Origin of the sequence: Shewanella decolorationis S12, from assembly GCF_000485795.1 — a bacterium.
In the GTDB taxonomy this organism is placed as follows: Bacteria; Pseudomonadota; Gammaproteobacteria; order Enterobacterales; family Shewanellaceae; genus Shewanella; species Shewanella decolorationis.
The window spans coordinates 57,759-81,079 of the sequence record NZ_AXZL01000061.1 but is presented as its reverse complement, the minus strand read 5'-3'; the positions used below and the strand labels follow the sequence as shown (position 1 = coordinate 81,079).

The 23,321-nt window shown below is 48.3% G+C and carries 19 protein-coding genes; 14 read left to right on the top strand and 5 right to left on the bottom strand.

Features of this window, described 5'->3' with window-relative positions:
* Nucleotides 1–5: 5 nt before the first annotated feature.
* The 7 genes from SHD_RS08745 to SHD_RS08710 all read left to right on the top strand — a co-directional run bounded on the left by SHD_RS08745 (nucleotide 6) and on the right by SHD_RS08710 (nucleotide 5,505).
* A complete protein-coding gene (locus tag SHD_RS08745) occupies nucleotides 6–1,412 on the top strand; it encodes an FAD-dependent oxidoreductase (protein WP_023266773.1) in 1,407 nt (468 codons plus the stop codon).
* A gap of 260 nt (nucleotides 1,413–1,672) precedes the next feature.
* Complete coding sequence (locus tag SHD_RS08735; RefSeq protein ID WP_023266772.1) at nucleotides 1,673–2,383, top strand: 5'-methylthioadenosine/adenosylhomocysteine nucleosidase; 711 nt, start codon at nucleotides 1,673–1,675, stop codon at nucleotides 2,381–2,383.
* Nucleotides 2,384–2,414: 31 nt separating this feature from the next.
* Complete coding sequence (locus SHD_RS08730) at nucleotides 2,415–3,404, top strand: cobalamin biosynthesis protein CobD/CbiB (protein WP_023266771.1); 990 nt, start codon at nucleotides 2,415–2,417, stop codon at nucleotides 3,402–3,404.
* 56 nt (nucleotides 3,405–3,460) lie between these two features.
* Nucleotides 3,461–3,838, top strand: coding sequence for a DUF2721 domain-containing protein (locus SHD_RS08725; protein ID WP_011623626.1), 378 nt, complete (start codon nucleotides 3,461–3,463; stop codon nucleotides 3,836–3,838).
* Nucleotides 3,835–4,461 carry a trimeric intracellular cation channel family protein gene (locus SHD_RS08720; protein ID WP_023266770.1) on the top strand — a complete coding sequence of 209 codons (627 nt, stop codon included), beginning with the start codon at nucleotides 3,835–3,837 and terminating at the stop codon, nucleotides 4,459–4,461. The genes SHD_RS08725 and SHD_RS08720 overlap by 4 nt, the downstream gene beginning before the upstream one ends.
* Nucleotide 4,462: 1 nt before the next feature.
* A complete protein-coding gene (locus SHD_RS08715) occupies nucleotides 4,463–4,954 on the top strand; it encodes a nuclear transport factor 2 family protein (RefSeq protein WP_039977932.1) in 492 nt (163 codons plus the stop codon).
* Between the two features lie 122 nt (nucleotides 4,955–5,076).
* Complete coding sequence (locus SHD_RS08710; protein WP_023266768.1) at nucleotides 5,077–5,505, top strand: hypothetical protein; 429 nt, start codon at nucleotides 5,077–5,079, stop codon at nucleotides 5,503–5,505.
* Nucleotides 5,506–5,623: 118 nt separating this feature from the next.
* Here the strand turns inward: SHD_RS08710 and tyrS are convergent, their stop codons facing one another.
* Nucleotides 5,624–6,820, bottom strand: coding sequence for a tyrosine--tRNA ligase (tyrS, locus tag SHD_RS08705; RefSeq protein WP_011626902.1), 1,197 nt, complete (start codon nucleotides 6,818–6,820; stop codon nucleotides 5,624–5,626).
* 126 nt (nucleotides 6,821–6,946) lie between these two features.
* On the opposite strand from tyrS, the gene SHD_RS08700 reads away from it, so the two are divergent.
* Nucleotides 6,947–8,347: a peptidoglycan DD-metalloendopeptidase family protein gene (locus SHD_RS08700; RefSeq protein WP_023266766.1), complete on the top strand. Its 1,401-nt coding sequence runs from the start codon at nucleotides 6,947–6,949 to the stop codon at nucleotides 8,345–8,347.
* Nucleotides 8,348–8,367: 20 nt separating this feature from the next.
* Nucleotides 8,368–9,477 carry an anhydro-N-acetylmuramic acid kinase gene (locus SHD_RS08695; RefSeq protein WP_023266765.1) on the top strand — a complete coding sequence of 370 codons (1,110 nt, stop codon included), beginning with the start codon at nucleotides 8,368–8,370 and terminating at the stop codon, nucleotides 9,475–9,477.
* A 9-nt stretch (nucleotides 9,478–9,486) separates the two neighbouring features.
* Here SHD_RS08695 and SHD_RS08690 read toward each other — a convergent pair whose 3' ends face one another.
* On the bottom strand, nucleotides 9,487–11,637 hold the full coding sequence (locus SHD_RS08690; RefSeq protein ID WP_023266764.1) for a winged helix-turn-helix domain-containing protein: 2,151 nt from the start codon (nucleotides 11,635–11,637) through the stop codon (nucleotides 9,487–9,489).
* Nucleotides 11,638–11,945: 308 nt separating this feature from the next.
* Between SHD_RS08690 and SHD_RS08685 the strand changes: the two genes are divergently transcribed.
* The gene (locus SHD_RS08685; protein WP_023266763.1) at nucleotides 11,946–14,351 is read left to right on the top strand and encodes a S9 family peptidase; all 2,406 of its coding nucleotides are present in this window, start codon (nucleotides 11,946–11,948) and stop codon (nucleotides 14,349–14,351) included.
* A gap of 454 nt (nucleotides 14,352–14,805) precedes the next feature.
* Here SHD_RS08685 and SHD_RS08680 read toward each other — a convergent pair whose 3' ends face one another.
* Nucleotides 14,806–17,829, bottom strand: a complete 3,024-nt coding sequence (locus SHD_RS08680) for a TonB-dependent receptor domain-containing protein (protein ID WP_039977930.1) — start codon at nucleotides 17,827–17,829, stop codon at nucleotides 14,806–14,808.
* Nucleotides 17,830–18,509: 680 nt separating this feature from the next.
* On the opposite strand from SHD_RS08680, the gene aqpZ reads away from it, so the two are divergent.
* The 3 genes from aqpZ to SHD_RS08665 all read left to right on the top strand — a co-directional run bounded on the left by aqpZ (nucleotide 18,510) and on the right by SHD_RS08665 (nucleotide 20,216).
* Nucleotides 18,510–19,205, top strand: coding sequence for an aquaporin Z (aqpZ, locus tag SHD_RS08675; RefSeq protein ID WP_023266760.1), 696 nt, complete (start codon nucleotides 18,510–18,512; stop codon nucleotides 19,203–19,205).
* Nucleotides 19,206–19,360: 155 nt separating this feature from the next.
* Nucleotides 19,361–19,741, top strand: a complete 381-nt coding sequence (locus SHD_RS08670; protein WP_011717908.1) for a DUF2750 domain-containing protein — start codon at nucleotides 19,361–19,363, stop codon at nucleotides 19,739–19,741.
* A 19-nt stretch (nucleotides 19,742–19,760) separates the two neighbouring features.
* Nucleotides 19,761–20,216 carry a hypothetical protein gene (locus SHD_RS08665; protein WP_023266758.1) on the top strand — a complete coding sequence of 152 codons (456 nt, stop codon included), beginning with the start codon at nucleotides 19,761–19,763 and terminating at the stop codon, nucleotides 20,214–20,216.
* Nucleotides 20,217–20,342: 126 nt separating this feature from the next.
* Here the strand turns inward: SHD_RS08665 and erpA are convergent, their stop codons facing one another.
* Both erpA and SHD_RS08655 read right to left on the bottom strand, forming a co-directional pair.
* Nucleotides 20,343–20,693 carry an iron-sulfur cluster insertion protein ErpA gene (erpA, locus tag SHD_RS08660; RefSeq protein WP_011623639.1) on the bottom strand — a complete coding sequence of 117 codons (351 nt, stop codon included), beginning with the start codon at nucleotides 20,691–20,693 and terminating at the stop codon, nucleotides 20,343–20,345.
* A complete protein-coding gene (locus SHD_RS08655) occupies nucleotides 20,686–21,492 on the bottom strand; it encodes a DUF6776 family protein (RefSeq protein WP_023266757.1) in 807 nt (268 codons plus the stop codon). The genes erpA and SHD_RS08655 overlap by 8 nt, the downstream gene beginning before the upstream one ends.
* 74 nt (nucleotides 21,493–21,566) lie before the next feature.
* Between SHD_RS08655 and SHD_RS08650 the strand changes: the two genes are divergently transcribed.
* Nucleotides 21,567–23,291, top strand: coding sequence for a chloride channel protein (locus SHD_RS08650; protein WP_011626912.1), 1,725 nt, complete (start codon nucleotides 21,567–21,569; stop codon nucleotides 23,289–23,291).
* Nucleotides 23,292–23,321: the final 30 nt, after the last annotated feature.

The window sequence follows — 23,321 nt, the reverse complement described above, 5'->3', positions numbered from 1 at the left end:
AGCAGATGAGTAACGATTTTCAATTTATTGAAGTGGGTCGTAAAGACCCAACTAAACACCCTGCAGCAAAGCGTTCAACTCAGTTTATTGAGATTTATCAGCCCTTTGCTCAAGCTCAGGTGACTGAACAGGCGGACCGTTGCCTCGATTGCGGTAACCCTTATTGTGAGTGGAAATGTCCGCTGCACAACTATATTCCCAATTGGCTGAAACTGGCGCAACAGGGCCGAATTATGGAAGCAGCGGATTTAGTCCATGAGACCAATACCCTGCCCGAGATCTGCGGCCGCGTCTGCCCACAGGACAGACTCTGTGAAGGCGCTTGTACCCTAAACGCCGACTTTGGCGCCGTGACTATCGGTAATGTGGAGAAATACATTACCGATACCGCCATAGCCCAAGGCTGGCGTCCGGATATGAGTAAAGTCACGCCACGCAAGGAAAAGGTCGCGATTGTGGGCGCAGGCCCTGCTGGTTTAGGCTGTGCCGATATTCTTGCCCGTAATGGGGTTAAGGCTGTGGTGTTTGATAAATATCCCCAGATTGGTGGCCTGCTGACCTACGGTATTCCCGCCTTTAAACTGGATAAAGCCGTGATGGCAACTCGCCGCACAGTGTTAGAAGGTATGGGAATCGAGTTCAAACTGGGCGTAACTGTCGGTAAGGACGTCGCCTTTAACCAACTGCTTGAGGAATACGATGCCGTCTTCCTCGGCATGGGCACCTACACCGCCATGAAAGCGGGCCTTGAGGGCGAAGATGCCCAAGGCGTGTACCAAGCCCTGCCCTACTTGATTGGCAATACCCATCATCTGATGGGCAGCAGTAATCCAGACACCCCATACCTCAACCTTGCCGGTAAGCGCGTGGTGGTCTTAGGTGGCGGTGATACGGCTATGGACTGTGTTCGCACCGCCGTGCGCCAAGGGGCCAGCAGTGTGATTTGTGCCTATCGCCGTGACGAAGCCAACATGCCGGGTTCACGCCGCGAGGTGCAAAACGCCCGTGAAGAGGGCGTGAACTTCCTGTTTAACCGTCAACCCGTGGCGATTAAAACCCAGGATGGCAAAGTAGTGGGCGTGGAATGCGTTGAAACCCAAATGGGTAAAGCCGATGCCAGCGGCCGTCAACGTGCCGAAGCGATTGAAGGCAGCGAGCAGTTACTCGACGCCGATGCGGTAATTATCGCCTTCGGTTTCCAACCTAGCCCTGCGCCTTGGTTTGCCGATTACGGCATTGAACTCGACCAATGGGGCCGAGTAAAAGCCAGCAAACAGGCCGATAACCCATTCCAGACCACCAATCCAAAGGTATTTGCTGGCGGCGATATGGTCCGAGGTTCGGATCTGGTTGTGACCGCAATTGCCGAAGGACGTGATGCCGCGCAAGGTATTCTTAACTACTTAGATTAATTGTTTTTTGTTGTACCGCTGTAGTTGTACCGCTGTACCTGTGAGTCTCGGACCCGTACCCACGGGTCCACCGTTTGCTTGTGAATTTTGGCGCACCTTAGGGTGCGCATTTTTTTGCCCGCCCTGCGTTTTATCCTATCCCAATCAAGCAATCGCAATCCCACAATAACGCCAAAGCATAACTGTGGTATATTAGCCGCCATTCTGTTATCCCACGCTTTAGTGGCATCACACATTCAGTAGAATCAAAAGGGTCTCCCATGAAAATTGGTATTATTGGCGCAATGGAGCCAGAAGTTGCCCATCTTATTGCGGCTATGACAAACGCCTCTTCGCAAACGATTGCAGGCATTGAATTTATCGCTGGCACCTTAGCGGGCAAAGACGTAGTGGTAACACGCTCTGGTATTGGCAAAGTCGCCGCCAGTATTGCCACCACACTGCTGATTGAAAAATACGCCCCCGATGCGGTAATTAACACAGGTTCTGCGGGCGGTTTTGTCGATTCACTGTCAATTGGCGATATCGTGATTTCATCTGAAGTGCGCCACCATGATGTGGATGTCACTGCATTTGGTTACGAAATTGGCCAAATGGCGCAGCAACCCGCGGCGTTTATTCCTGCGCCATACTTAGTCGAAGCCGCCAATAAGGCGATCGCACAATTAGGTGAAGTGAAAGCGATTGAAGGCTTAATCTGTACTGGCGATAGCTTTATTTGCGATCCAGTTCGCACCAAGATCATGTTGGAACACTTCCCAACCATGGCGGCCTGCGAGATGGAAGGCGCGGCAATTGCCCAAGTATGTCACCAGTTTGGTGTACCATTCGTGGTGATCCGCTCGCTCTCTGACAATGCCAACAACGACTCACCAGTCGACTTCGATTCTTACATTGTGAAGGCAGGTTACCATTCAGCACTAATGGTGATGTTGCTGCTTGAGCAATTAGATCCAAACTCAGTAAAGTAATTGGTTAAAGCATGATTGCGGAAAGTACCTGATGCACAGTTCTTTTTATCAACAACTTGTCGAAATTGATGGCGCTTTGTTTGAGGGCTTCTTGGTACTTTTCTTTGCTTTATTGCTGGCGCGTTTAGCGCCATTGCCAAGGGAAATGCAGCCACTAATTTGGTTTAGTCACTTAGCCAAACAGCTCGCCGCTAAAGTCAACCGCCCTGGGCGCGCGCCTAGTCAACAGGCAACTGCGGGCTTTTTAGCCATGTTGCTATTGGTGTTCCCTTTTTGGGCAATTATTACGTTTTTACTTGAACTTGCCGCCTTCCCTTGGTTCTTTGAATTTTTAGTCCTGTATCTGTGTTTAAGCGACGCAGGCTTTAGCCAAGTCGCCGATGAAATTGCTAAGGCATTGAAGCGCGAGGATAATGCCAGCGCAAAAAAGCTATTACAGCCGTGGGTTGTCCGTGACACGGATAATCTGTCGGAAGTCGGCTTAACCAAGGCTACGATAGAAAAGCTCGCTACCGCGCCGATTTATGGCACAGCCTCGACTATCTTCTTCTTTGCGATCGCAGGCGCCCCTATGGTGCTGGCAGTCAGAATGATTAAACAGCTCGAACTCAGTTGGCCGCCCATTCAACCTAAGTACCAACACTTTTGCAGTTCGGTGCACCTAATCTCCACAGCTCTGCTGGCGATCCCCGCCTGGTTATGGAGCCTATCAATTGCGATTCAGGGCGGCCCTAAAGCCTTGGTATTATTGTTTCGCACCTCTAAAAATCATCCAGCCCTGCGGGGTTATGTGATGAGCGTGTCCTTAGTGGCGAATATTTTACGGATTGAATTGGGTGGGCCGCAGAAGTTTTCGGGGCAACGCATTGATGTGGCAAAGATAGTCTATGGCCCACAGCCGCGCCATGAGATAATAGCTCCTGCGGTAAAACTCACCTCACGGGCCTGTGCTATCTGGTTTAGCTTTATAACCTTACTTCCGATCATTTGGGCGGGTTTACGCTGGCTACAAACCCTGTGATATGATGCCTTTAATCTTAACATTAGGTTAAAGGCTGACTTATCTTGTTCGAAAACATGCATGTTTCATTAACAACTCCCGCTTTGCTATTTCCGGCAATCTCACTGTTATTACTTGCCTATACCAACCGCTTCTTTGCGCTGGCGGCACTGATACGTCAGCTCAGTAACGGCGATAAACCCGTGCATAAGGATCAGATTAAAAACTTAAGCCAACGGATCCGAATTATTCGCCGCATGCAGGAGGCAGGCGTATCCAGCTTTGCCCTGTGCGTACTCTGTATGATTTTTATCTATATCGGTTTTAATAAAACAGGCTCGGTGATCTTCGGTGCCAGCTTGTTACTGCTACTCTATTCACTGATTTTATCTGTGATAGAAATTCGTATCTCCGTGGACGCGCTGAACATCCACATCAAAGAGATGAGTAAATGAGCCACTGGATTTACTTCTTCGATTTATGTGGTACGGCGGTATTTGCCCTTTCCGGCGCCTTAGCCGCAGGGCGTCACCGTATGGATCCCTTTGGCGTTATCGTGCTCGCGTCGGTAACAGCTGTGGGTGGTGGCAGTATTCGCGATGCGCTGATAGGCGCCACGCCGGTGTTTTGGATCCGCGACCCAAACTACATCATAGTGATACTCACCACAGTATTGGCTTGTTTGCTATTAGTACGCCGTCCCCGCAAGATGCCGCAATATACGCTACCGGTCGCCGACGCCTTAGGTTTGGCCCTGTTCACTGTGATTGGTGCTGAAAAAGCCCTCAATATGGGACTCAGCGGCATGATTGCCGTCGTGATGGGCTTGATCACAGGCGTAGGAGGAGGCATTATTCGAGACTTACTGTGCAGACAAATCCCTATGGTGTTACGCACAGAAATCTATGCCACGGCTTCAATTATTGGTGGCATAGGTTATACCGTAAGCTTAGCCTTCGGTATGGGCGAAAAAACGGCGCTATTTTTAGCTATGACTAGCGCTTTAATTATTCGTCTATGCGCCATCAAATGGCATTTGTCGTTACCCGCCTTTGATCTCAAAACCAAGAGGGAATAGTTTGCGAATATTGTGTCTTTTAGTCTGTCTTATTTGGGGTCCGGCCTTGTTTCCTGCGTCTGTGCACGCCAACTCAGGGGAAATGCCAGCAGAACAGCAGTTAGCCGTAAAATACATGAACGCGCTAACAGAGCACGACTATCAGACACTCAGCAAATTCTATAACCGTGATACCGTCTTCTTCGATAAAACCGCCAATCGTAAATACACCGGGGGGCGGTTTATTATCGACTTCTTTGAGCGCGCTCACGAAGGTGTGCTCGAATATGATTTCAATATCGAGCATATGTATAACGCTGGCTCCCTCGTGGTGATGATTGGTAACTATCACTTTAAGGGACCCGGCGAGCAGTTTGGTAAACCCGGAAAAATTATTGATGTCGCCATTCCTGGAGTCACCAGCCTTAAGCTCGATATGCGTAATCACAGGGTCACAGAGCATGTGGATTTGATTGATTACCAGACTATGTCAGACCAATTAGCGATGCAGTAGTCACAAAATTTAGCTTTTATTGAAACTTGAGCCCTCAAAACGAGTCGAAACCTGCAATGAGTCAATACGACTGAGGTGCGGCATCCTTTGCCCACGGGTCGTTTCGTTTCAATGAGGTTTGTATGAAGTTGTTTGGACTGATTGCCCTACTCGCCCTGAATGGCCTAATGCTCGCGCCCTACACACAGGCGCAGCAGCCGATTATTGTATCCTACGCGGTGCAACCCGTAAGCCATTTCAACCAGCAACTGCGGGCCGCCCAGGAGCAACATCAAGCCTGGAGCGAAGATCCCACCGCCATCAGCAGCCAATATGCGGGTAAAAAGTTTACCCTTGTCCGCACTCAGCCAACCAAAAATGGCGTGTTTACCTATCAAGTGAGCGAGTTGTCGCAGCAGCACCCACAAATGCTGTTAATTCTGTCGCTTAAGAAAAGTGCCCAACGCTGGCAAGTGGATTCCGCTCAGTTGGCGTGGAAGTGTCGCGATAGCCAACATTTCGGTACCGACAGATGCAATATCGGCGAGCATGAGGCCAGCACAGCACCTTAAACGATTGCCTAGATAAAATGCAGATATAAGAAGAGCGCCCTTAGGCGCTCTTTTACTTGCTTGGTAAGTGCTTATTAACCCTTATAAGCACTCACAAGCGGCACTAACATAGTTCGAATTAAACCAGAGTCACTTTAGCGAACTTACGCTTACCGACTTGGAATACGGCAACCGTGCCAGCGCTTAAGGTCATGCGGCTATCGTCAACCTTCTCACCGTCCATCTTCACCGCGCCTTGCTTAATCATACGCATCGCATCGGAAGTCGAACCCACTAAGTCAGCATCTTTAAGTAAGTTAGCAATCGCTAAGCCTTCACCCGCCGCTAATTCAACCTCAGGGATATCGTCTGGGATAGCGCCTTTTTGGAAACGGTCGATAAAGGCTTGATGGGCACTCTCGGCCGCCGCTTGGTCGTGGAAACGCGCGATGATTTCCTTCGCGAGGGCAATCTTGGTATCACGAGGGTTAGCACCGTTGGCAATATCTTGTTTGAACTGTTCAATCTCAGCCAAAGGACGGAATGACAGCAACTCAAAGTAGCGCCACATTAATTCGTCAGAAATCGACATGATCTTGCCAAACATTTCATTGGCGGGCTCACTCACACCAATGTAGTTGTGCGCCGATTTAGACATTTTCTTCACGCCGTCTAAACCTTCAAGCAGTGGCATCATAATCACGGCTTGTGGCTTTTGGCCTTCGGCTTTTTGTAACTCACGGCCCATTAACAGGTTGAACTTTTGGTCGGTTCCGCCTAATTCAACGTCAGCCTTCAGGGCAACTGAGTCATAACCCTGTAAAAGTGGATACATAAATTCGTGGATAGCGATCGACTGACCCGAAGCATAGCGCTTCTTAAAGTCGTCACGTTCCATCATACGGGCAACGGTTTGCTGCGAGGCTAAACGGATCATCCCCGCTGCGCCTAATGGCTCTAACCAGCTCGAATTGAACTCGATACGGGTTTTTGCAGGATCCAAAATTTTATAGACCTGCTCTTTGTAGGTCTCAGCGTTGGCTAATACTTGCTCACGGGTGAGTGGTGGACGCGTGCTGTTTTTACCACTTGGATCACCCACCATACCGGTAAAGTCACCAATTAAGAAAATGACTTCATGACCTAACTCTTGGAATAATCTTAATTTATTTAAAATTACTGTGTGTCCAAGATGGATATCCGGTGCGGTAGGATCAGCGCCTAACTTGATACGAAGTGGACGTCCTTCTTTGAGTTTTTCCAGCAGATCCGATTCGAGTAGGATCTCATCGGTACCACGTCTAATTTCTGCTAATACTTGGTCTAAATCAGCCATCTCGGCGGGGACTCCTAAGGCCATGATCATAAAATGAGGAGACTTATGTTACTTGTTAGCCACCACAATTGAAAGTGTGTAAACTAATGGATTATTCAGGCCTTAGGTAATCGGTATCGGCGTCACATGGGAAAGGTTATAACGTTATTTAAATTGTTGCCTAAAAAGCATCAAATTCTCCTCAGCATTCTTTCTGTTATCACTACGATAACCTTGCTTTTTCCCTCTGAAGAAGCCCAAGCTTCAAGACAAACTCAAGGTGTTGCAAACCAAGCCCAAGTTAATACCCGTTACGATGTTCCCTTAGCCTTTCGCTCCCCAGAGCGTCCTGAAGGGGTTGAGGGCCAATCGCAAGATGCATCCACCAACACCACGCCATTATCTTCGGCCGATGCCTTAGCCGCAGGCAATGTGCCCGCCAGCGAAACCTTAGAGAGCGCCCATCACCAAGATGTTGAACATTTTAATGTGAAAAATGGCGATACCTTAGCCGCAGTTTTTGAGCGCGCGGGACTCACCAGCAAAGATGTGTACGAAATTACCCAGCTGCCACTCGCCAAACAGAATCTGTTAAAAATCATCCCCGGCGAAGAAATTGTGATATCGAAAGATGCCAAGGGTGATTTAACCGAAGTACGCTACCGTGTCGATGCGGTATCGACTTTAGTGATCACTAAGGATCAGGATAAGTATTCCGAGAAAATCTCCGAAAAAGACATTGAAATCCGCACTCAATTCACCAGCGCGAAAATCAAGAGTAACTTCTGGAATGCCGCTGTTGATGCGGGTTTAAACGCGAACCAAATTATGCAGCTATCGACCGTGTTTGGCTGGGATATCGACTTTGCCTTGGATTTACGTGAAGGCGATAGCTTCGCCATTATCTATGAGCAGGAATATGCCGAAGGCGAGTTTTTACGTAACGGCAATATCCTCGCCGCCGAGTTTATCAACCAAGATGAGCGCTACACCGCGATTCGCTATACCGACGGCAACTATTACTCCGAAAACGGCACCAGCATGCGTAAGGCCTTCCTGCGCTCACCAGTCGACTTTAAATATGTCAGCTCAAACTTCAACCCCAAACGCCTACACCCTGTCACAGGGCAAGTTAAGGCTCACCGCGGCGTTGACTATGTTGCCGCCATTGGTACCCCCATTAAGGCGGCGGGTAATGGCCGAGTTATCGAATCCGGCTACAATCAATTTAATGGTAACTATGTGTTCATTAAGCACAACGATACCTACACGACTAAATATTTGCATTTGACCAAACGCAACGTCAGTAAAGGGGCCAGCGTTAAGCAGGGGCAAATTATCGGCACCTTAGGTAAGACAGGACGCGTCACAGGCGCTCACCTACACTATGAATTTATCGTCAATGGCGTGCACCGTAATCCAAGAACGGTTGATTTACCTAAGGCCGAATCGATTGCCCGTAAAGAAAAGCCACAATTCGATGCGCTCAGCAAACAGTTGATGGCTAGCATTTCACAGAACAAGCAAACCCAATTGGCGATGCAATAACGACGGACGGATCCCCTCAAATGAACAAGGCTTATTATATTGGACTGATGTCTGGCACTAGCATGGACGGCGTCGATGCGGTATTAGTCGACTTTGCGGGCGAGCAGCCGCAGCTTATCGCAACGCATACCGAGGCGATCCCCAGCCATTTGCTTAAGGGATTGCAGCGTTTATGCCTGCCCGGCAATGATGAGATCAACCGCCTTGGCCGCCTTGACCGCAGTGTGGGTAAATTATTTGCTCTTGCGGTCAACAACTTGCTTACCAAAGCCCAAATAGCCAAAGAAGAGATCATTGCCATTGGTAGCCATGGCCAAACCGTGCGCCACATGCCAAACCTTGAGGTGGGTTTTACCCTGCAAATTGGCGATCCCAACACCATAGCAACCGAGACGGGCATCGATGTGATTGCCGATTTTCGTCGTAAAGACATTGCCTTAGGTGGCCAAGGTGCGCCCTTAGTACCCGCCTTCCACCAGCAAACCTTTGCCCAAGTCGGTAAAAAGCGCGTGATCCTCAATATTGGCGGCATTGCCAATATCACCTATCTGACGGGAAATCGTGAAGAGGTCTTAGGCTTTGATACTGGGCCTGGCAATACGCTGATTGATGCCTGGATCCAGCAAGTGAAAAATGAACCCTACGACAAAGACGGTGAATGGGCCGCTTCGGGCAAAACCGACCAACAGCTGCTGGCGCAGTTGCTGTCGCACCCTTATTTCTCCCTCGCCTATCCCAAGAGTACGGGGCGCGAGTTGTTTAATCAGGCCTGGTTAGAGCAGCAATTATCACAGTTTAATCAATTGGATGAAGAAGATATCCAATCGACGTTACTCGATTTAACCTGCCACAGCATCGCCCGCGATATCCTTAAACTCGCCCCTGTGGGAGAGTTATTTGTCTGCGGTGGCGGCGCCTTTAATAGCGAGTTAATGCAGCGCTTAGCGGCGCTACTGCCGGATTATCACATCGATACCACCTCTGCACTGGGCGTCGACCCTAAATGGGCCGAAGGCATCGCCTTTGCGTGGCTCGCAATGCGCCACCATTTAGGTTTGCCCGCCAACCTGCCAGCGGTGACGGGCGCCTCCCGCGAAGCCGTATTAGGCGGACGCTTTAGCGCTAAGTAAAGCTCAAACCTACTGAAGTAGTTTGTGTTTAAGTAAGATGATGTCCCGCTGCGGAAAACCATCGAGCGTCATCACTAAGCGGTTTGACTCCGGAATATAGGTCATGGAGCCAAACCCGCTTAGGCTCGAGCGGGGCACCCTAAGGAGTGGCGTGACCTGCTGACTGCTCGCCTCCCAGTAATTCAATCGCTGCTCATTACCATTACTGGATTTGAAATACACCCCGTCCGCCGTAAGCACCCAGTTATTGCCCGCGCGGAATACTTTGCTGGAGATTAATTCTTCAACTTGCTCAGGCTGAGTCAGATCAAGCTGCCATAGTCCATTTCCCCCATAGCGACTAAACACCAATTCAGTTGCCGACTTGGCAAAACCCACCGCCATACTCAGAGGGCTTATCACCTTGGGCGCACTGTTATCTAAATAAAACTCGGTGATACCGTCGCTGGTCGATGCCAATACGGCTGTACCCTGCCAATTCCAGCTGGGTCGACCATGACTATGGTAACTCGAAGCTAAGGCGGTAATGTTCTTATTGGTTAAATCTAAAATAAAAATGCGATTGCCTTCATTACGATCATCGGGGGCGATAAAAGCAATTTTAGAACCGTCGGGTGACCAACGCGGATAAGCAACACGCGACTTAAGCTGAGTGTGTTGCTCAAGTTTTTGCCCCTTGATATCCGAGGTCCAAATCTCGTTATAGCCAGTATCGCTAGAGACGAACACGATTCGCCCCGCCTCAGGGGAATAATCGGGATTACGGTGACTCACGCCCGAATATAACAGTGGAAACAAACTGCCCGGCACTTTATCCCCGAGGGAAAAATACGCCATTTGGAACTGCCGGCGATACTGGTGATAAACCAACTCGCCCTCATCGGATACGCTACTGGGATAACTCATACCCTCCACATCAAGCGGCCGAATCTGAGTAGTTTCAATATCGATAGTAAAACCATTGCGACTACCAGAGTCTTCCGTAGCAAACACTAACGCCTGGCTGTTGGGCGTCCAACTTAAGCCGCGAATATCTTCTAGTCCTTGGGTTAAGCGTGTTTCATTGGCATTGGCTAAGTCGCGAATAAAAATATCCTCAGAGATATTACTAAAGCGCCTCGCTATCGCAAGCCATTTACCATCGGGGCTAAAGGCTAAATCTCTATCTTCATAATTACACTGGCTTTCGCAGGATAATCTTTCAGACTTAGCGTCTGCTTTTGCCAAAGGTAAGCGGTAAATACCACCCACTTTATCCGTCTCATGAGAGGAGATATAAGCAAGATATTGACCATCGGGGGAAATATCTATCGCCGCCATATCAGTGCTACAGGGCGCTAGGGCTAGCATCTCATTGGTTGCTAAAGTCAATTGGGTAATGGTGCACTTTCCCGTCGCATGGCTGCGGGAGGCAAAAAACAACTTGGTATCATCTAAGCTCCACACAGCACGCAACTCAGATGAGGAGGAAGGGGTTAACTGATGGGCGGGCACATCTTCACGTTTAAAATCTTTAAGATACAGACTAGATGTCACCCCAGGACGACTCGCCCCATACACAAGCCAACGCCTATCGTGGGATAACCTTGGATAACGCTCCGAACCCGGATCTCGAGTCAGCACCGTCATTTGGGTATCCGTCATCCGCCGTTTATCTTGATATAAATGCATACCTATAAATAAACAACCGACAACAGCCACAGCACCCAGCACCATCGCCGTTAAGCGCAAACGCTGATTGGCATGTTGCAATTTAGTCTCAGTGGTCTGCAGTAAATCTTCTTCGGTATCGTCGAGTTGATCGTAGATAGGCTGTAACAACAGACGATAGCCTGCCTTACGCACTGTCTCAATCACACCTCCCTCAACATCTAGAGGCGATAATTGCTGCCGTAAATGCCAAATCGCGTTGGTGAGCGCCTTAGTGCCAACATAGGCATTGCCTTCCCACACTTGAGTTATCAACTCATCGCGGGTAACCACATTAGGATAACGCAGGGCGAGATAGCTAAGTACTTCAATAAACTTAGGTTGAAGCGACACTTTAGCCGATTCATTTGAGGATGATTCATCCCCCTGCGTTTGAAATAAAATTGAGTTATCGGAAGGGTCAATATGGCAACTCCCCAAGCTGAAACCCAACTTACTCTTATCCTTCATTTTTCTCACACCTTCGCTATTCGTCTTTTTATGGTTACGGGAATGAGTACATCATCAGGCTAGATACTACCTAAGACTGAGCCTAGTTAGCAAACGAATGAGTTCAACTAACTATTTAAAATTCAAAAGATTAGTAAGTAACAAATCTAAAATAGAGATTTAAACAATATAGAAACGAGCCAAGATAGATTGCGATACGGCAACAGATTACTTACAACTGATTGACCAATAACAACATAAGAGTCAAAGCCTTACTCCTGCGGTCAACTCATCTCAGCAGGGGTAGTTTCTTTGCAAGGAACCCAAGTATGCTTCGCTTAACCTTAATTGGCATCTGGACTATGCTATGCCTGATTTTTATCCCCAACACCTTCGCGCAGGACTACCAGAAACCTTCCCCCGCACTGCAACAAACCATTGCGCATAACGCGGATCTCACGACTCGACTCTCAAATGATCATCAGTGGCTGGCGTTACTCAGCCCCATTGCAGCACCGAGTATTACCACACTAGCCCAGCCTGAGCAGAAGTTGGCAGGATTACGTATCGCTGCCGAGCAATATTTACCGAGTCGTATCACCCAACGCTACCAACAACTCAGGCTGATTAATATTCAGAACAATCGGCAGCGGCTGATAAGCTTGCCCAGTGGCCACGATATCACCGAAGTGCAATTTTCCCCCGACAGTCGCTATTTGTCCTATGTCAGCCTAACGCCTGTGGGCGGTTACTTATATGTATACAACATCGCTCAAGACCGCCACAAGCGCCTGTCAGACAACCGATTAAATGGCACGATTAGCCTTGATTATCAATGGGCTAATAATAGTAGTCTGCTTGCTCGCTTTGTCATTGCCCCCAATACCAACGCAAGCATTGCTCCTACCGTTTACGCACCGAAAACCAAGGAAACCTCCGGCAAACAAAGCCCGCAACGCACCTATCAAGACTTGTTGAAAACCAGCGCTGACAAACAACGCTTTAGCCAACTGACGACCAGTCAACTGGCTCTTGTGGATTTAGATGGCAAGCTGACAAATATCGCCGCGCCGGGCATCTTTGAGGATTTTTCGCTGTCGCCTGATGGTCAATATATCTTAACCCATCAGCTCACCACGCCCTTCTCAACCCAAGTAAAGTATTATGATTTTCCAACTTTAATAGAGGTTTATAATCTCAAGGGGCAAAGGATTGCTCAGTTACATCACAGCCAAAGTGGTGAATCCAAACCTCAAGGAAAAGACTCTGCTTTACCCGGCCCTCGCATGTTCCATTGGGTTCAAGGGCAAGGCGCAACCTTAGCCTTTACCGAGGCTTTAGATCAGGGCGATAGCCAGCAAGAGGCGCCGCTACGGGATAGCCTATGGCAACTCGATGCGCCCTTTACCCAAAAGGCCAAACTCATCGCCAAAACCCCTTGGCGGATCATCGATATCGACTGGGCGGAAAATAACATCGCCTTAGTGAGCCAGCGCAATAGCAAAGCACAGTTACTGCGACTGAGTCGCCTAGACACCCACCTTGGGGAAACTTCGTTGTATACCTTGAACGAGCGTAATCTGCGCGATAAATATCAAGAGCTTGGAACATTCCCCAGAGAATATACCCAAGGCAAAGGGCAAGTGATCCGCGTGCAGGCACAAACCGCAGGGGTTATGCACTACGGCCAGGGGGCATCGCCTCAAGGCGATAAGCCATTCTTAAAACACACCTCACTCGCTACAGGAGAATCCTCACTGTTATGGCAATCTGCAGCCAACCAATTAGAGTCGGTGCGCTACGTGCTCAATATTGAGCCCTTACAACTGATTATCAACCGTGAAAGCCCGACTGAAGCACCGAGTCTTGTCTTAATCGATGGCGCCAAAGAACATGTGCTCTACCAACAGGCCGATGAATTGAGTGCGTATCGGGGAATGCAGAAGCAGCTGATCACCTACAAAAGAGCCGATGGCGTGCCCCTCTCAGGCACCCTCTACTTACCCGCTAATTACACCAAGGAGCAAGGTACCTTACCCGTATTGATGTGGGCTTATCCGCGGGAATTTAACGATCCCGATGTCGCGGGCCAAATCAGCTTTAGCGCTAATCAATATCCCAGCATCAGCCCAAGGGGCCCAATTCCTTTAGTCGCCGAAGGCTTTGCCGTGTTTGATAAAGTCTCTATGCCCATCATCGCTCAAGGGGATAAAGAGCCCAATGACAGCTTTCGTGAACAACTCATTGCCAACGCCCAGGCGGCTGTCGATACCTTGGTCGATTTAGGCATTGCCGATCGTAAACAAATCGCCGTGGGTGGACACTCCTACGGGGCCTTTATGGTGGCAAACTTGCTTGCCCATACGGATTTGTTCTATGCAGGTATTGCCCGTAGCGGAGCCTATAATCGCAGTCTAACGCCTTTTGGGTTTCAAAATGAGGAGCGTTACTACTGGCAAGCCAATGATATTTATCAGCAAATGTCACCATTTAATTATGCTGATAACATCAAATCGCCCTTGCTATTAGTTCATGGTGAGATGGATCAAAACTCAGGCACTTTCCCGCTGCAATCTGAGCGACTATTTGATGCCATTCAAGGCCTTGGCGGTAAAGCAAGATTAGTTATCCTGCCCTTTGAAGGACACGGTTATGCGGCTAAGGAATCCCTAGAACACTTGCTCTGGGAACAAAGCCGGTTCTTAAAGGCAAATCTGCCGTCCACGAACCTGTAAAAATCAGCGCTTAGCATTCCACAAGAACACACCATCAGATGATTGGCGGCATAATAAGTCGCCAATCGCTTAACAAGTTACTGCTATCACTGAGCCCTATACACTCTGTTCAATTTAAGAAAGTATCCCCCTCTAACTTATTACGCCGAAGCTTTGCCTTTTTACTATTCCCAGTTAGCTACTCACTTCAAGTCAGCACTTATTCAAGCTCTGGCTGAAATTCAAGCTCTGGCAGAAAGAGTTAACGTTAAGCTTCTCTACAGAGGAAGTATCAAAGGTCTGTGCCAGCCTATCCCATTGAAGGCTTTGGTGCTTGTGCCGAACCTATTACGACGAACCTATTGCGACTAACCTATTGATGTGAATATCTTGCGGTTATTGGCAATAAAAAACCGCATGCAGGGAGCCACATGCGGTTGAGCAAACTTAAGTGATTAGTATCAGTTCAACGATATTAGAACTTAAGCTCTGCACCTAGGTAGGCATAGCGACCAACACCACCGCCATAGGCGCTGCTGTAGTTACCATTACCCGTTTCGACTAAATCACCAGTATCGGCTACCCAAGGGCCCTGATTGTCGAAAATATTACGCACACCGCCGTATAAACGTAATTCAGCCTGACTCACGTCCATAGTGTAAGACACCGACAAATCGTGGGTGATATACGAACTATAGAATAGGAATGCGGGCGTTTCTGGATTAGCCACCGCACTGGCATCACCCGCATCGAGTTTGGCTTGGTTTTCGGCCTTCAGCACGTTCCACTCTTCAACTCTATCGTGGCTATCGACCATGGCGCTCTTATACTTCGCGCTCCAACGCACACGCCAATCATCGTTACTCCAGCTTAATGAAATTGCACCTCGGTCTTCAAAAATTCCACTGGCAAGTTCACCCACATAATCCTCCTTCACTAAGCCATCAGCGCCGTAGTAACTTGAGCTGTATTCCAACACATGGGTCCAGTTAGTTTTTAAGCTGAGTTCACCGTATCCGTCTAATTGCCACTCGTAGGCCATGGCGAAATCGATACCACGAGTGACTATGTCATTTAAGTTCAATTCCTGCTGAATAACCTGGGTGATTTGGCCCTCAGTATCACGAGTGATATCCTGACAGTACTCATTATCAGCTCCATAAGGGTTACTCGAGTTATAACATTCGGCCAGAATATCCTCGTTACTTAATGAACCAATCGCATCGGCAACTTTGATATCGTAGTAATCAACCGCCAGATTGAAACCTTCAAGGAAGGCTGGCGCCATGGTAAAGCCTAAGGTATAGGTATCTGCGGTTTCTTCGGTCAGGTTTTCATTACCCGCGTTAGGAGAATACTTTGAACCACTTACCGCTTTGAAAATGCCAGTGCTAGCAATGGCCGCTGCAATCCCAGGATCGAGACGGCAACTATCATGCCCAGCGCCTGTTGAGGTTGCCGTTACACCATTACAAATATCGCGAATACTGTCGTAATCACCACGGGGGGGAGAAATAAGCTCTGTGATATTTGGCGCACGTTGTGAACGAGAGTAGTTTGCACGCAGTGCATAGTTGGCGATAGGCTCCCAAAGTAGACCTGCGCGATAACTCGACATTAAGTCGATGTTTTTCTGGCTGTAATCCGCAAGACGTAATGACACATCAAGGTCAAGTTTATTGGCAAAACTCACATCTCTTAATAACGGAAGACTCGCCTCACCAAAGGCTTCCCAGACAGTGACATCACCTTTGAAGGGAGGAACATCGTTAAAAGTAATCGCATCACCACGCATCGCCTTATCGGTATCCACAGCTTGGGTATCTCGGCGATACTCCATCCCAAATGCCGATTGCACACCACCCGCAGGTAATTCAAATAATTCTCCTGAGATAAATCCTAGGGCATTAAATTGCGTGATATCCGTGTTGATATAGGGATTTGCGCGAATATAGTCAGCTCCTTCCTTGCTGATGGAGCCTTCACCAAAGATATTGACGGGCACACAGCCCTCGGCTCTAGCGGCTTCGCTGGCACATTGAATCGTGACACCATCGGCGGCATATACGGCATTCAAGGCATTTCTTAAACGACGAATGCTGATCTCATTGCTGCGACGTTGACGCTGTTCAAACTTACCGTAACCCAGTGAGGCATCCCAAGTCCAAGTTTCAAACAAATCCCCCTGTAATCCCGCCCAAGTACGTAACGTGGTACGCTCGTTGTCACTTTCAACTGGCCCCACTTCTTCGAAGCGACGGTCCCAAGTAATGCTCTTGCCTGCTGTTGCAGCAATTTCAGCGGGTATATAAGGGTTATTGGCTAAAATACTGCCCGCATCAATCATCCCAGGTAATCCAGTGATGGGATCGATATACAGCTCAGCGTCGTTATAGTCTTGGCCTTCAGCATCGGTACGACGAAACGCAGTATTACGGCTAAATTGAACTTGTGCATTCGCACGAACACTTTCACTAAGGTCATAATTTATTTTGACCGCAGCGGCTAAGGTATCCTCGGGAACCTTTAATAAGCCTGTGGTATAACCGTTATAACCATCGCGCTCTTCTTTAAAGTCAGTTTTAAGCTCAGAGCCATCGTACCACCAAGAGTTCGATTTAAAACGGCCACCGACAATATCGTTGCTGCGCTCACGCCAATCTTCTGGAGTAATATCCCGCATACACTGATAACCATCGGCGGTATTCATGGTATTACACATTTGCTTTTCGTCGTAGGCAAAACTTGACTCATACAGGGCTCTTTCCCTGTCGGTTGCAAATAACCCATGCTGCTTATCGTAAGTCGCACTGGCAAAGATATAACCTTTATCGCTATTAAAATCAGTGCCATAACCTACATCGACTGTGGTTTCTCGGCCACCACCTTCGGTGGTTTCGCCGCCACGGGCGTTAATCTCAAACCCAGTCTTATTCTGCTGAGTGATAATATTGACCACACCTGCAATAGCATCCGAACCATACACAGCCGACGCCCCGCCGGTAATGATTTCGACCTTATCGACCATAGCGGCAGGAATCGTGCTTAAGCTGACATAGTTACCACTATAACTATTAGAAACAACACGACGACCATCGATAAGGGTTAAGGTACGATCCGTGCCTAAGTTACGTAGGTCAATGGTTGATAGGCCGGTATTTTGCACACTCGATTGGCTATTGGTGCTGCTAACCCCTTCGGCCAAGGCAGGAATTTGATCAACTAAAATATCCGCCAATGAACCAATACCGCTATCGGCGATATCCTTGGCATCTAACCCCTGTAATGGAGTACTAAGGGAAAAGCTGTCGCGCTTAATCCGCGAGCCCGTGACAGTGACTTTTTCAATGCTTTCTTGCTTATCCGCTACCTCGACTTCAACCCGATTAGCGCTCTCATTCACCGCATTCACTTCAATTGGATCGGCAGCCCAAGCTACCGAAGGAGCAATACCAAACATCGAAGCTTGGATTGCCAAGGTCAATAATTTCTTCTTCATCCTTCCCACCTTCACTTTTACAGCGCAAGCCATTCTTGTTGTTATTTAAAGCTGTTACTTCGTCTCGCTAACAGTGTTTTCTAATCCATCAAGTTCTTTGAACATGAGGCCGCAACACCACAAAAACACAATTAACATTTCAGCAACCAAGACCTTGTACTTTGCCAAGTGAAGAGCGGCAATCATCTGTCCCTCGTTTCTTTCCCCGTTTTATATCTATTAAATATCTATTCATTTATTTTCAATACATTACAGATGGACAAAGAGAATAAATCGACTATTGAATATGCAAAAAAATCTTCGTTGGGTGGTAAGAGAACCACTGTTCTTTTACCGAACAGAGACAAGATAAGGCATAACAAAACAACAGAGACTATGCCTAAAAATGCTTTAAATGGCGCCAATGACACTCGCTCAAAAATGCACAATATAAAAACCCATCTATGCTTGATCACAGTTGTGTCATCTAAACTCGCTAAAGTGATTGTTAACTAAGCAGTAAATACACAACTGACTCACTGTGAAGGCCAACTCGTGCCTGCACATTCTGGGCGCACAAACATACCAATTAAGGGAGTGGTTATTTATCTAGCTCAACTTAACCAGCAAGATAAACAAGGGTTTATGCAAAAAGCGTGAAGCGTTTGTCCGCATAAATCGTCTGAATAGGAAATCAATCAATGAATATGTCACAAAAAATGGCGGCAGAATTTTTGGGCACTCTGTGGCTCGTTCTCGGCGGCTGCGGCAGCGCAGTGCTGGCGGCAGCCTTTCCGGAAGTTGGGATAGGCTTACTCGGGGTGGCCTTAGCCTTTGGTTTAACAGTTCTGACGATGGCGTTTGCCATTGGTCATATTTCAGGTTGCCACTTAAACCCAGCGGTATCCTTTGGACTCTGGGCTGGCGGACGTTTTCCAGCCTCGGAACTGCTACCTTATATCATTGCCCAAGTGGCGGGTGGTATTGTCGGCGCGGGTGTATTGTACGCAATCGCCTCAGGGCAAGAAGGTTTTAGTCTTGCGGCGGGCTTTGCTTCTAACGGCTTTGGCGAACATTCCCCCGGCGGTTACAGCATGATGTCGGTGTTGATCTGTGAAATCGTGATGACCTTGTTCTTCTTATTGGTGATTTTAGGGGCGACCGATGAGCGCGCACCTAAAGGCTTTGCGCCGATTGCAATTGGTCTATGTTTAACCCTTATTCACTTGATCAGTATTCCCGTATCAAACACCTCAGTGAATCCTGCCCGCAGTACTGGCCCTGCGCTCTTTGTCGGCGATTGGGCCGTATCACAACTGTGGATTTTCTGGGTTGCTCCTATCGTAGGCGCTATTCTCGCTGGTGTGATTTACCGTTATTTCAACGCAGCTGAGTAATTCCCCGCTAGCAACAGCGCCTTCGCGGCGCTGTTGTGCTTTTTCAAACCCCGCTCTAATGTTACCATCTTGCCAACTGGTGAGTTTTGCTGTGCTGACGCTATACATGAGTGGCACAACAGGCTTCGCCCTATTCACGCATAAGAGATATTTTCATGAGCAAGACTGTTAAAACTTTTGCAGAAGCCGCTGGCATGACTCCAGAAGGTCGTTACGATTACCTCGTTGAACAAGTTAAACAACACAAAGTGTTATGGACGCTACAGGACCAAGATGGTTGCGTCATGCTGACCACAGAAGATGAAGATTGCATCCCTATGTGGCCAACCGAAGAAGCGGCCGAGTCATGGGCAGTCGATGACTGGAGTGACTGCCAAACTTTAGCGATTCCCTATGATGAGTGGCATGAAAGATGGGTTCCGGGCATGGAAGAAGACGACTTGTTCGTTGCCGTCTTCCCAGTACAGGATGACTTAGGTGTGGTCATTCCACCCTATGAATTAGATCAACGTTTAGTCACTAAACAAAGCCACTAATCCATAAGGGCAAACCACAATGTCGCTGAACGAGCAAGAATCCTCTTTGGCAACTCAGGCTACGCAGCCCTTGGCTAAAGCCCGTTTACCTAAACGCTTAATTGCTTTGCTGCTGCTCTATGTCGCAGCATCGGTAAGCGGCTTAATTGCTAAACAAGGGGTACTCTTCTGCCTGTTAACCCTATTGATGGTGCTCGGGATTATCGGTCGCCAAAAGGCTGGGTTGATTATGTTAAGGGGTTACACCTTAGTGCAATTGGCGCTAGTCAGCATGTTACCAGTGATCCTTTATGATCCTGATAACCTAGTCGCAGGGCCAACCACAGTGCACCTTGGCAAGTGGCAAGAAAAGCTACCCGATTACGTGATTTTTATCGTGTTGATTGTCTTATCTTTATTGCAGGTGTGGGTGGCATTCGATAAGAAAGTGAAAGCTTGGTTTAAACCTAAGCTTAATCTGAATATTATGAATTAACTCCAAAGCAAGGCGCTTACGCCTTGCTTTACCAATACTTGCAACACAGGAAAGACCAACAAAAAAGCCGTCATTTCGACGGCTTTTTTATCTTCTATATCAGTTCACTACATGCGTAGAACAAACTTACACAGAGAAACTTGCGCCACAACCACAAGTCGTTGTCGCATTCGGGTTCTTCACAAAGAAACGCGAACCTTCGAGGCCAGAAGTATAATCCACTTCACCGCCAACGAGGTATTGTAAGCTCATGGGATCGACGACCAATTGGACGCCTTGCTTCTCAACGGTGAAGTCGCCTTCGTTGACCTTTTCATCAAAGGTAAAGCCGTACTGAAATCCAGAACAACCACCACCCGTCACGTACACACGTAGTTTAAGTGCAGGATTTTGCTCTTCTTCCAACAAGCCTTTTACCTTAGCGGCTGCCGCATCGGTAAATTTGATAGGCATTGCTGCGTCAGCTTGATCAGTCATTACTACCTCTTACATCAGTTTTCTGGGGCAAATTATCCGTTACCTGACTGTTTTGTTCAAGTATTACCCGCGGTTCTTTTTCACCCTGTAAAAGCTCAGGGACACTATAGACATGTTCTGTCTGTGAATTTTTGGTCCAGCGGCTCGAAGGCACCACCACTTTGACTTTGACCTGCACTAGGTTAAATCCCGCAGGCACACTCACTTTGGTATCTATGACCTGAAAATAGCGAAAATCAAATTCGAGCTTAGAACCCGTGAGTTTGTTCACACTTAGCTCAACGGATTTTCCGTCTTGCACCCCAATGAGGGTGATTTCGGTACGACCTTGAATCGCCTGCTTACGTTTTTGCAGCTGAGTTAAAATCAACTTGAAATTATACTCATCTGCCAAGGCGCCCGGCGTCATTTCTAAGCCGTGAATGGCCACCCCTTCGGCATTGTCATCCGGCGACATAATACTGCGATAAAAGGCTAATTCGTGCTCTAGCTCTTTTTGTTTCTTCATCTGCTGTGCAAACATATCTTGCATTTGCGCATTGGCTTCGCGCTCGACAGATAATTCTAAATTGCGTGTTGCAAGTTCCTGGGTTTGCGCCTCAAGTTCGGCGGTAACACGTTGCAGCTTACCGCCGCCAATATGCTTTACGACGGGCTCGTCACTGTTGAGCACAATAAAGCTCACCCAAGCCCCTAATAGAAATGCCACTAAGACTAACGACAATAAATACTTGGTCGATGGACGATACTTTAAATCCATGACTTGCAGCCGATCTAGCCAACGATGATAATTTGGCATTAGGTAACAGCCCCTTATATAAAATACAATCAACTCAAGAACGAGTTCGATACAATACAACTCAGGCCAATGCAGTGCAATTAACGATAAATAAAGCCGCGATTCAAGACGCCATCAGCACAGCTAAAAAGTACTTAACTAATGAGCTGCGCGATCATTTATCCCAAGCCAAGATCAGTGCGCAGTTGTGCTTACTGGCCTTGCTATTCGCCATCTTCGCCTCCTGCGTGATCCTATTGTTTCGACTCTTGCTCCTGTGGGCGAACCATTACACCCAAATCGAGACGCTGGATTTTACGGGTAACATCGCCGACTGGCGAGCCCTGTTGCCACTTTTTGGTGCCTTGTTGATCTGGATTGTCGCCAAACTCGGCTCCAAACGTTACAAGCGTATGGGGATTGCCTATGTATTACATAGAGTTAAATTGCACTATGGCAAAATTCCGCTGCAATCTGCCGCAGGGCAATTTTTTCAAGCCCTGTTTGCCTTAGGCACCAATTTCTCGGTAGGACGCGAAGGGCCTGCCATTCACCTTGGCGCCGTAAGTGCCAGCGTTTTGGCCGAAAAATTTAATCTTCCCGACAATAGTGTGCGGATAATGTGCGCGAGCGGCATTGCCGCTGGGATTGCCGCCACCTTTAACGCACCGCTCGCGGCAGTGATATTTGTACTCGAAGTGATAGTGCGCGAGTACAAGGTGCATTACTTCTTCCCGATTATGCTGTCCGCGATTTGTGGCGCAGTTTCCAGCCAGTTGGTTTTTGGTAATGTGCACGAGTTTGACCGTATTCAAGTAATCCATATTCCATTGGATCACTATCCCATTTTAGCCTTGGGCGGCATTGCACTGGGCTGCGCCGCCGCCTTCTTCAACTACGCGCTCCTTAAAGTCACCGCCACAGGGCAAAACTGGCCACTGATTTATCGGCTATTACTGGCGGGCAGTATCACTACACTGATTGGCTTAATCTTGCCCCAAGCCCTCGGCACTGGGGATTTGGCCATCAGTGAAGCCATTAGCGAGCACCCTAGTTTATTACTACTCATCGCCCTGCTTGCGGCCAAGATTATCGCCACCATAGCGGCAATCGGACTTGGGATCCCGGGCGGCTTGATTGGTCCGCTCTACGGCATTGGCGCCTTGATCGGTGCCATCTTAGCTTTAGTTAGCGCCATTCTATTCCCTTCGATTGCGCCTTATGTTGGCCTCTATACGGTTATCGGCATGACAGCGATGATGGGGGTTTGCCTCAGTGCGCCGCTCGCCGCCCTAGTGGCGCTACTTGAGATGACCAACGATGCCAGTATCATTCTGCCGGCAATGTTTGTGACCATTCCCGCCTTCTTGATTGCCTATCAAGGGTTTAAAACCAACTCTATTTTCTTCAAGCAGTTAGAGATTATGGGCTTAGGCTATAAAGTCGCCCCGGTAAATCTAGCGCTACAGAAAAAAGGCGTGCGCGCCCTGATGGATAAGCGTTTTGTTATCGTCAACAACAACGACGAGCTGCTGCTCGAAGTGTTAAAACGCGCCGAAGGTCGCCCAGTGTTAGTGCGTAACGCCGATGGGGTGATTGAAATGCTCAGCCTCGAGATGCAATCCTACGATGACAACATCACCCTCTCGCGCCATCCGATGCAGGGCTTGAGTGACACTAAAACCCTCGATGAGGTGTATAACTTGTTGTCGCCCAAGCGCAGCGGTGAGGTATTTATCTACCAAGACACCCCAGACAATGTGGTGGGAGTAGTCAGTTGGTCGAACCTACAACAGGAAATTCGCTCCGGCCAAGTCTAAGCCCTGTAAAGATGAGCTTAGATTCACAAA

Excerpts from the sequence above, each read along its gene's own strand:
- SHD_RS08745 (WP_023266773.1), top strand. The coding sequence starts at position 6 with ATGAGTAACGATTTTCAATTTATTGAAGTGGGTCGTAAAGACCCAACT.
- SHD_RS08735 (WP_023266772.1), top strand. The coding sequence starts at position 1,673 with ATGAAAATTGGTATTATTGGCGCAATGGAGCCAGAAGTTGCCCATCTT.
- SHD_RS08730 (WP_023266771.1), top strand. The coding sequence starts at position 2,415 with ATGCACAGTTCTTTTTATCAACAACTTGTCGAAATTGATGGCGCTTTG.
- SHD_RS08725 (WP_011623626.1), top strand. The coding sequence starts at position 3,461 with ATGCATGTTTCATTAACAACTCCCGCTTTGCTATTTCCGGCAATCTCA.
- SHD_RS08720 (WP_023266770.1), top strand. The coding sequence starts at position 3,835 with ATGAGCCACTGGATTTACTTCTTCGATTTATGTGGTACGGCGGTATTT.
- SHD_RS08710 (WP_023266768.1), top strand. The coding sequence starts at position 5,077 with ATGAAGTTGTTTGGACTGATTGCCCTACTCGCCCTGAATGGCCTAATG.
- tyrS (WP_011626902.1), bottom strand. The coding sequence starts at position 6,820 with ATGGCTGATTTAGACCAAGTATTAGCAGAAATTAGACGTGGTACCGAT.
- SHD_RS08700 (WP_023266766.1), top strand. The coding sequence starts at position 6,947 with ATGGGAAAGGTTATAACGTTATTTAAATTGTTGCCTAAAAAGCATCAA.
- SHD_RS08695 (WP_023266765.1), top strand. The coding sequence starts at position 8,368 with ATGAACAAGGCTTATTATATTGGACTGATGTCTGGCACTAGCATGGAC.
- SHD_RS08690 (WP_023266764.1), bottom strand. The coding sequence starts at position 11,637 with ATGAAGGATAAGAGTAAGTTGGGTTTCAGCTTGGGGAGTTGCCATATT.
- SHD_RS08685 (WP_023266763.1), top strand. The coding sequence starts at position 11,946 with ATGCTTCGCTTAACCTTAATTGGCATCTGGACTATGCTATGCCTGATT.
- SHD_RS08680 (WP_039977930.1), bottom strand. The coding sequence starts at position 17,829 with ATGAAGAAGAAATTATTGACCTTGGCAATCCAAGCTTCGATGTTTGGT.
- aqpZ (WP_023266760.1), top strand. The coding sequence starts at position 18,510 with ATGAATATGTCACAAAAAATGGCGGCAGAATTTTTGGGCACTCTGTGG.
- SHD_RS08670 (WP_011717908.1), top strand. The coding sequence starts at position 19,361 with ATGAGCAAGACTGTTAAAACTTTTGCAGAAGCCGCTGGCATGACTCCA.
- SHD_RS08665 (WP_023266758.1), top strand. The coding sequence starts at position 19,761 with ATGTCGCTGAACGAGCAAGAATCCTCTTTGGCAACTCAGGCTACGCAG.
- erpA (WP_011623639.1), bottom strand. The coding sequence starts at position 20,693 with ATGACTGATCAAGCTGACGCAGCAATGCCTATCAAATTTACCGATGCG.
- SHD_RS08655 (WP_023266757.1), bottom strand. The coding sequence starts at position 21,492 with ATGCCAAATTATCATCGTTGGCTAGATCGGCTGCAAGTCATGGATTTA.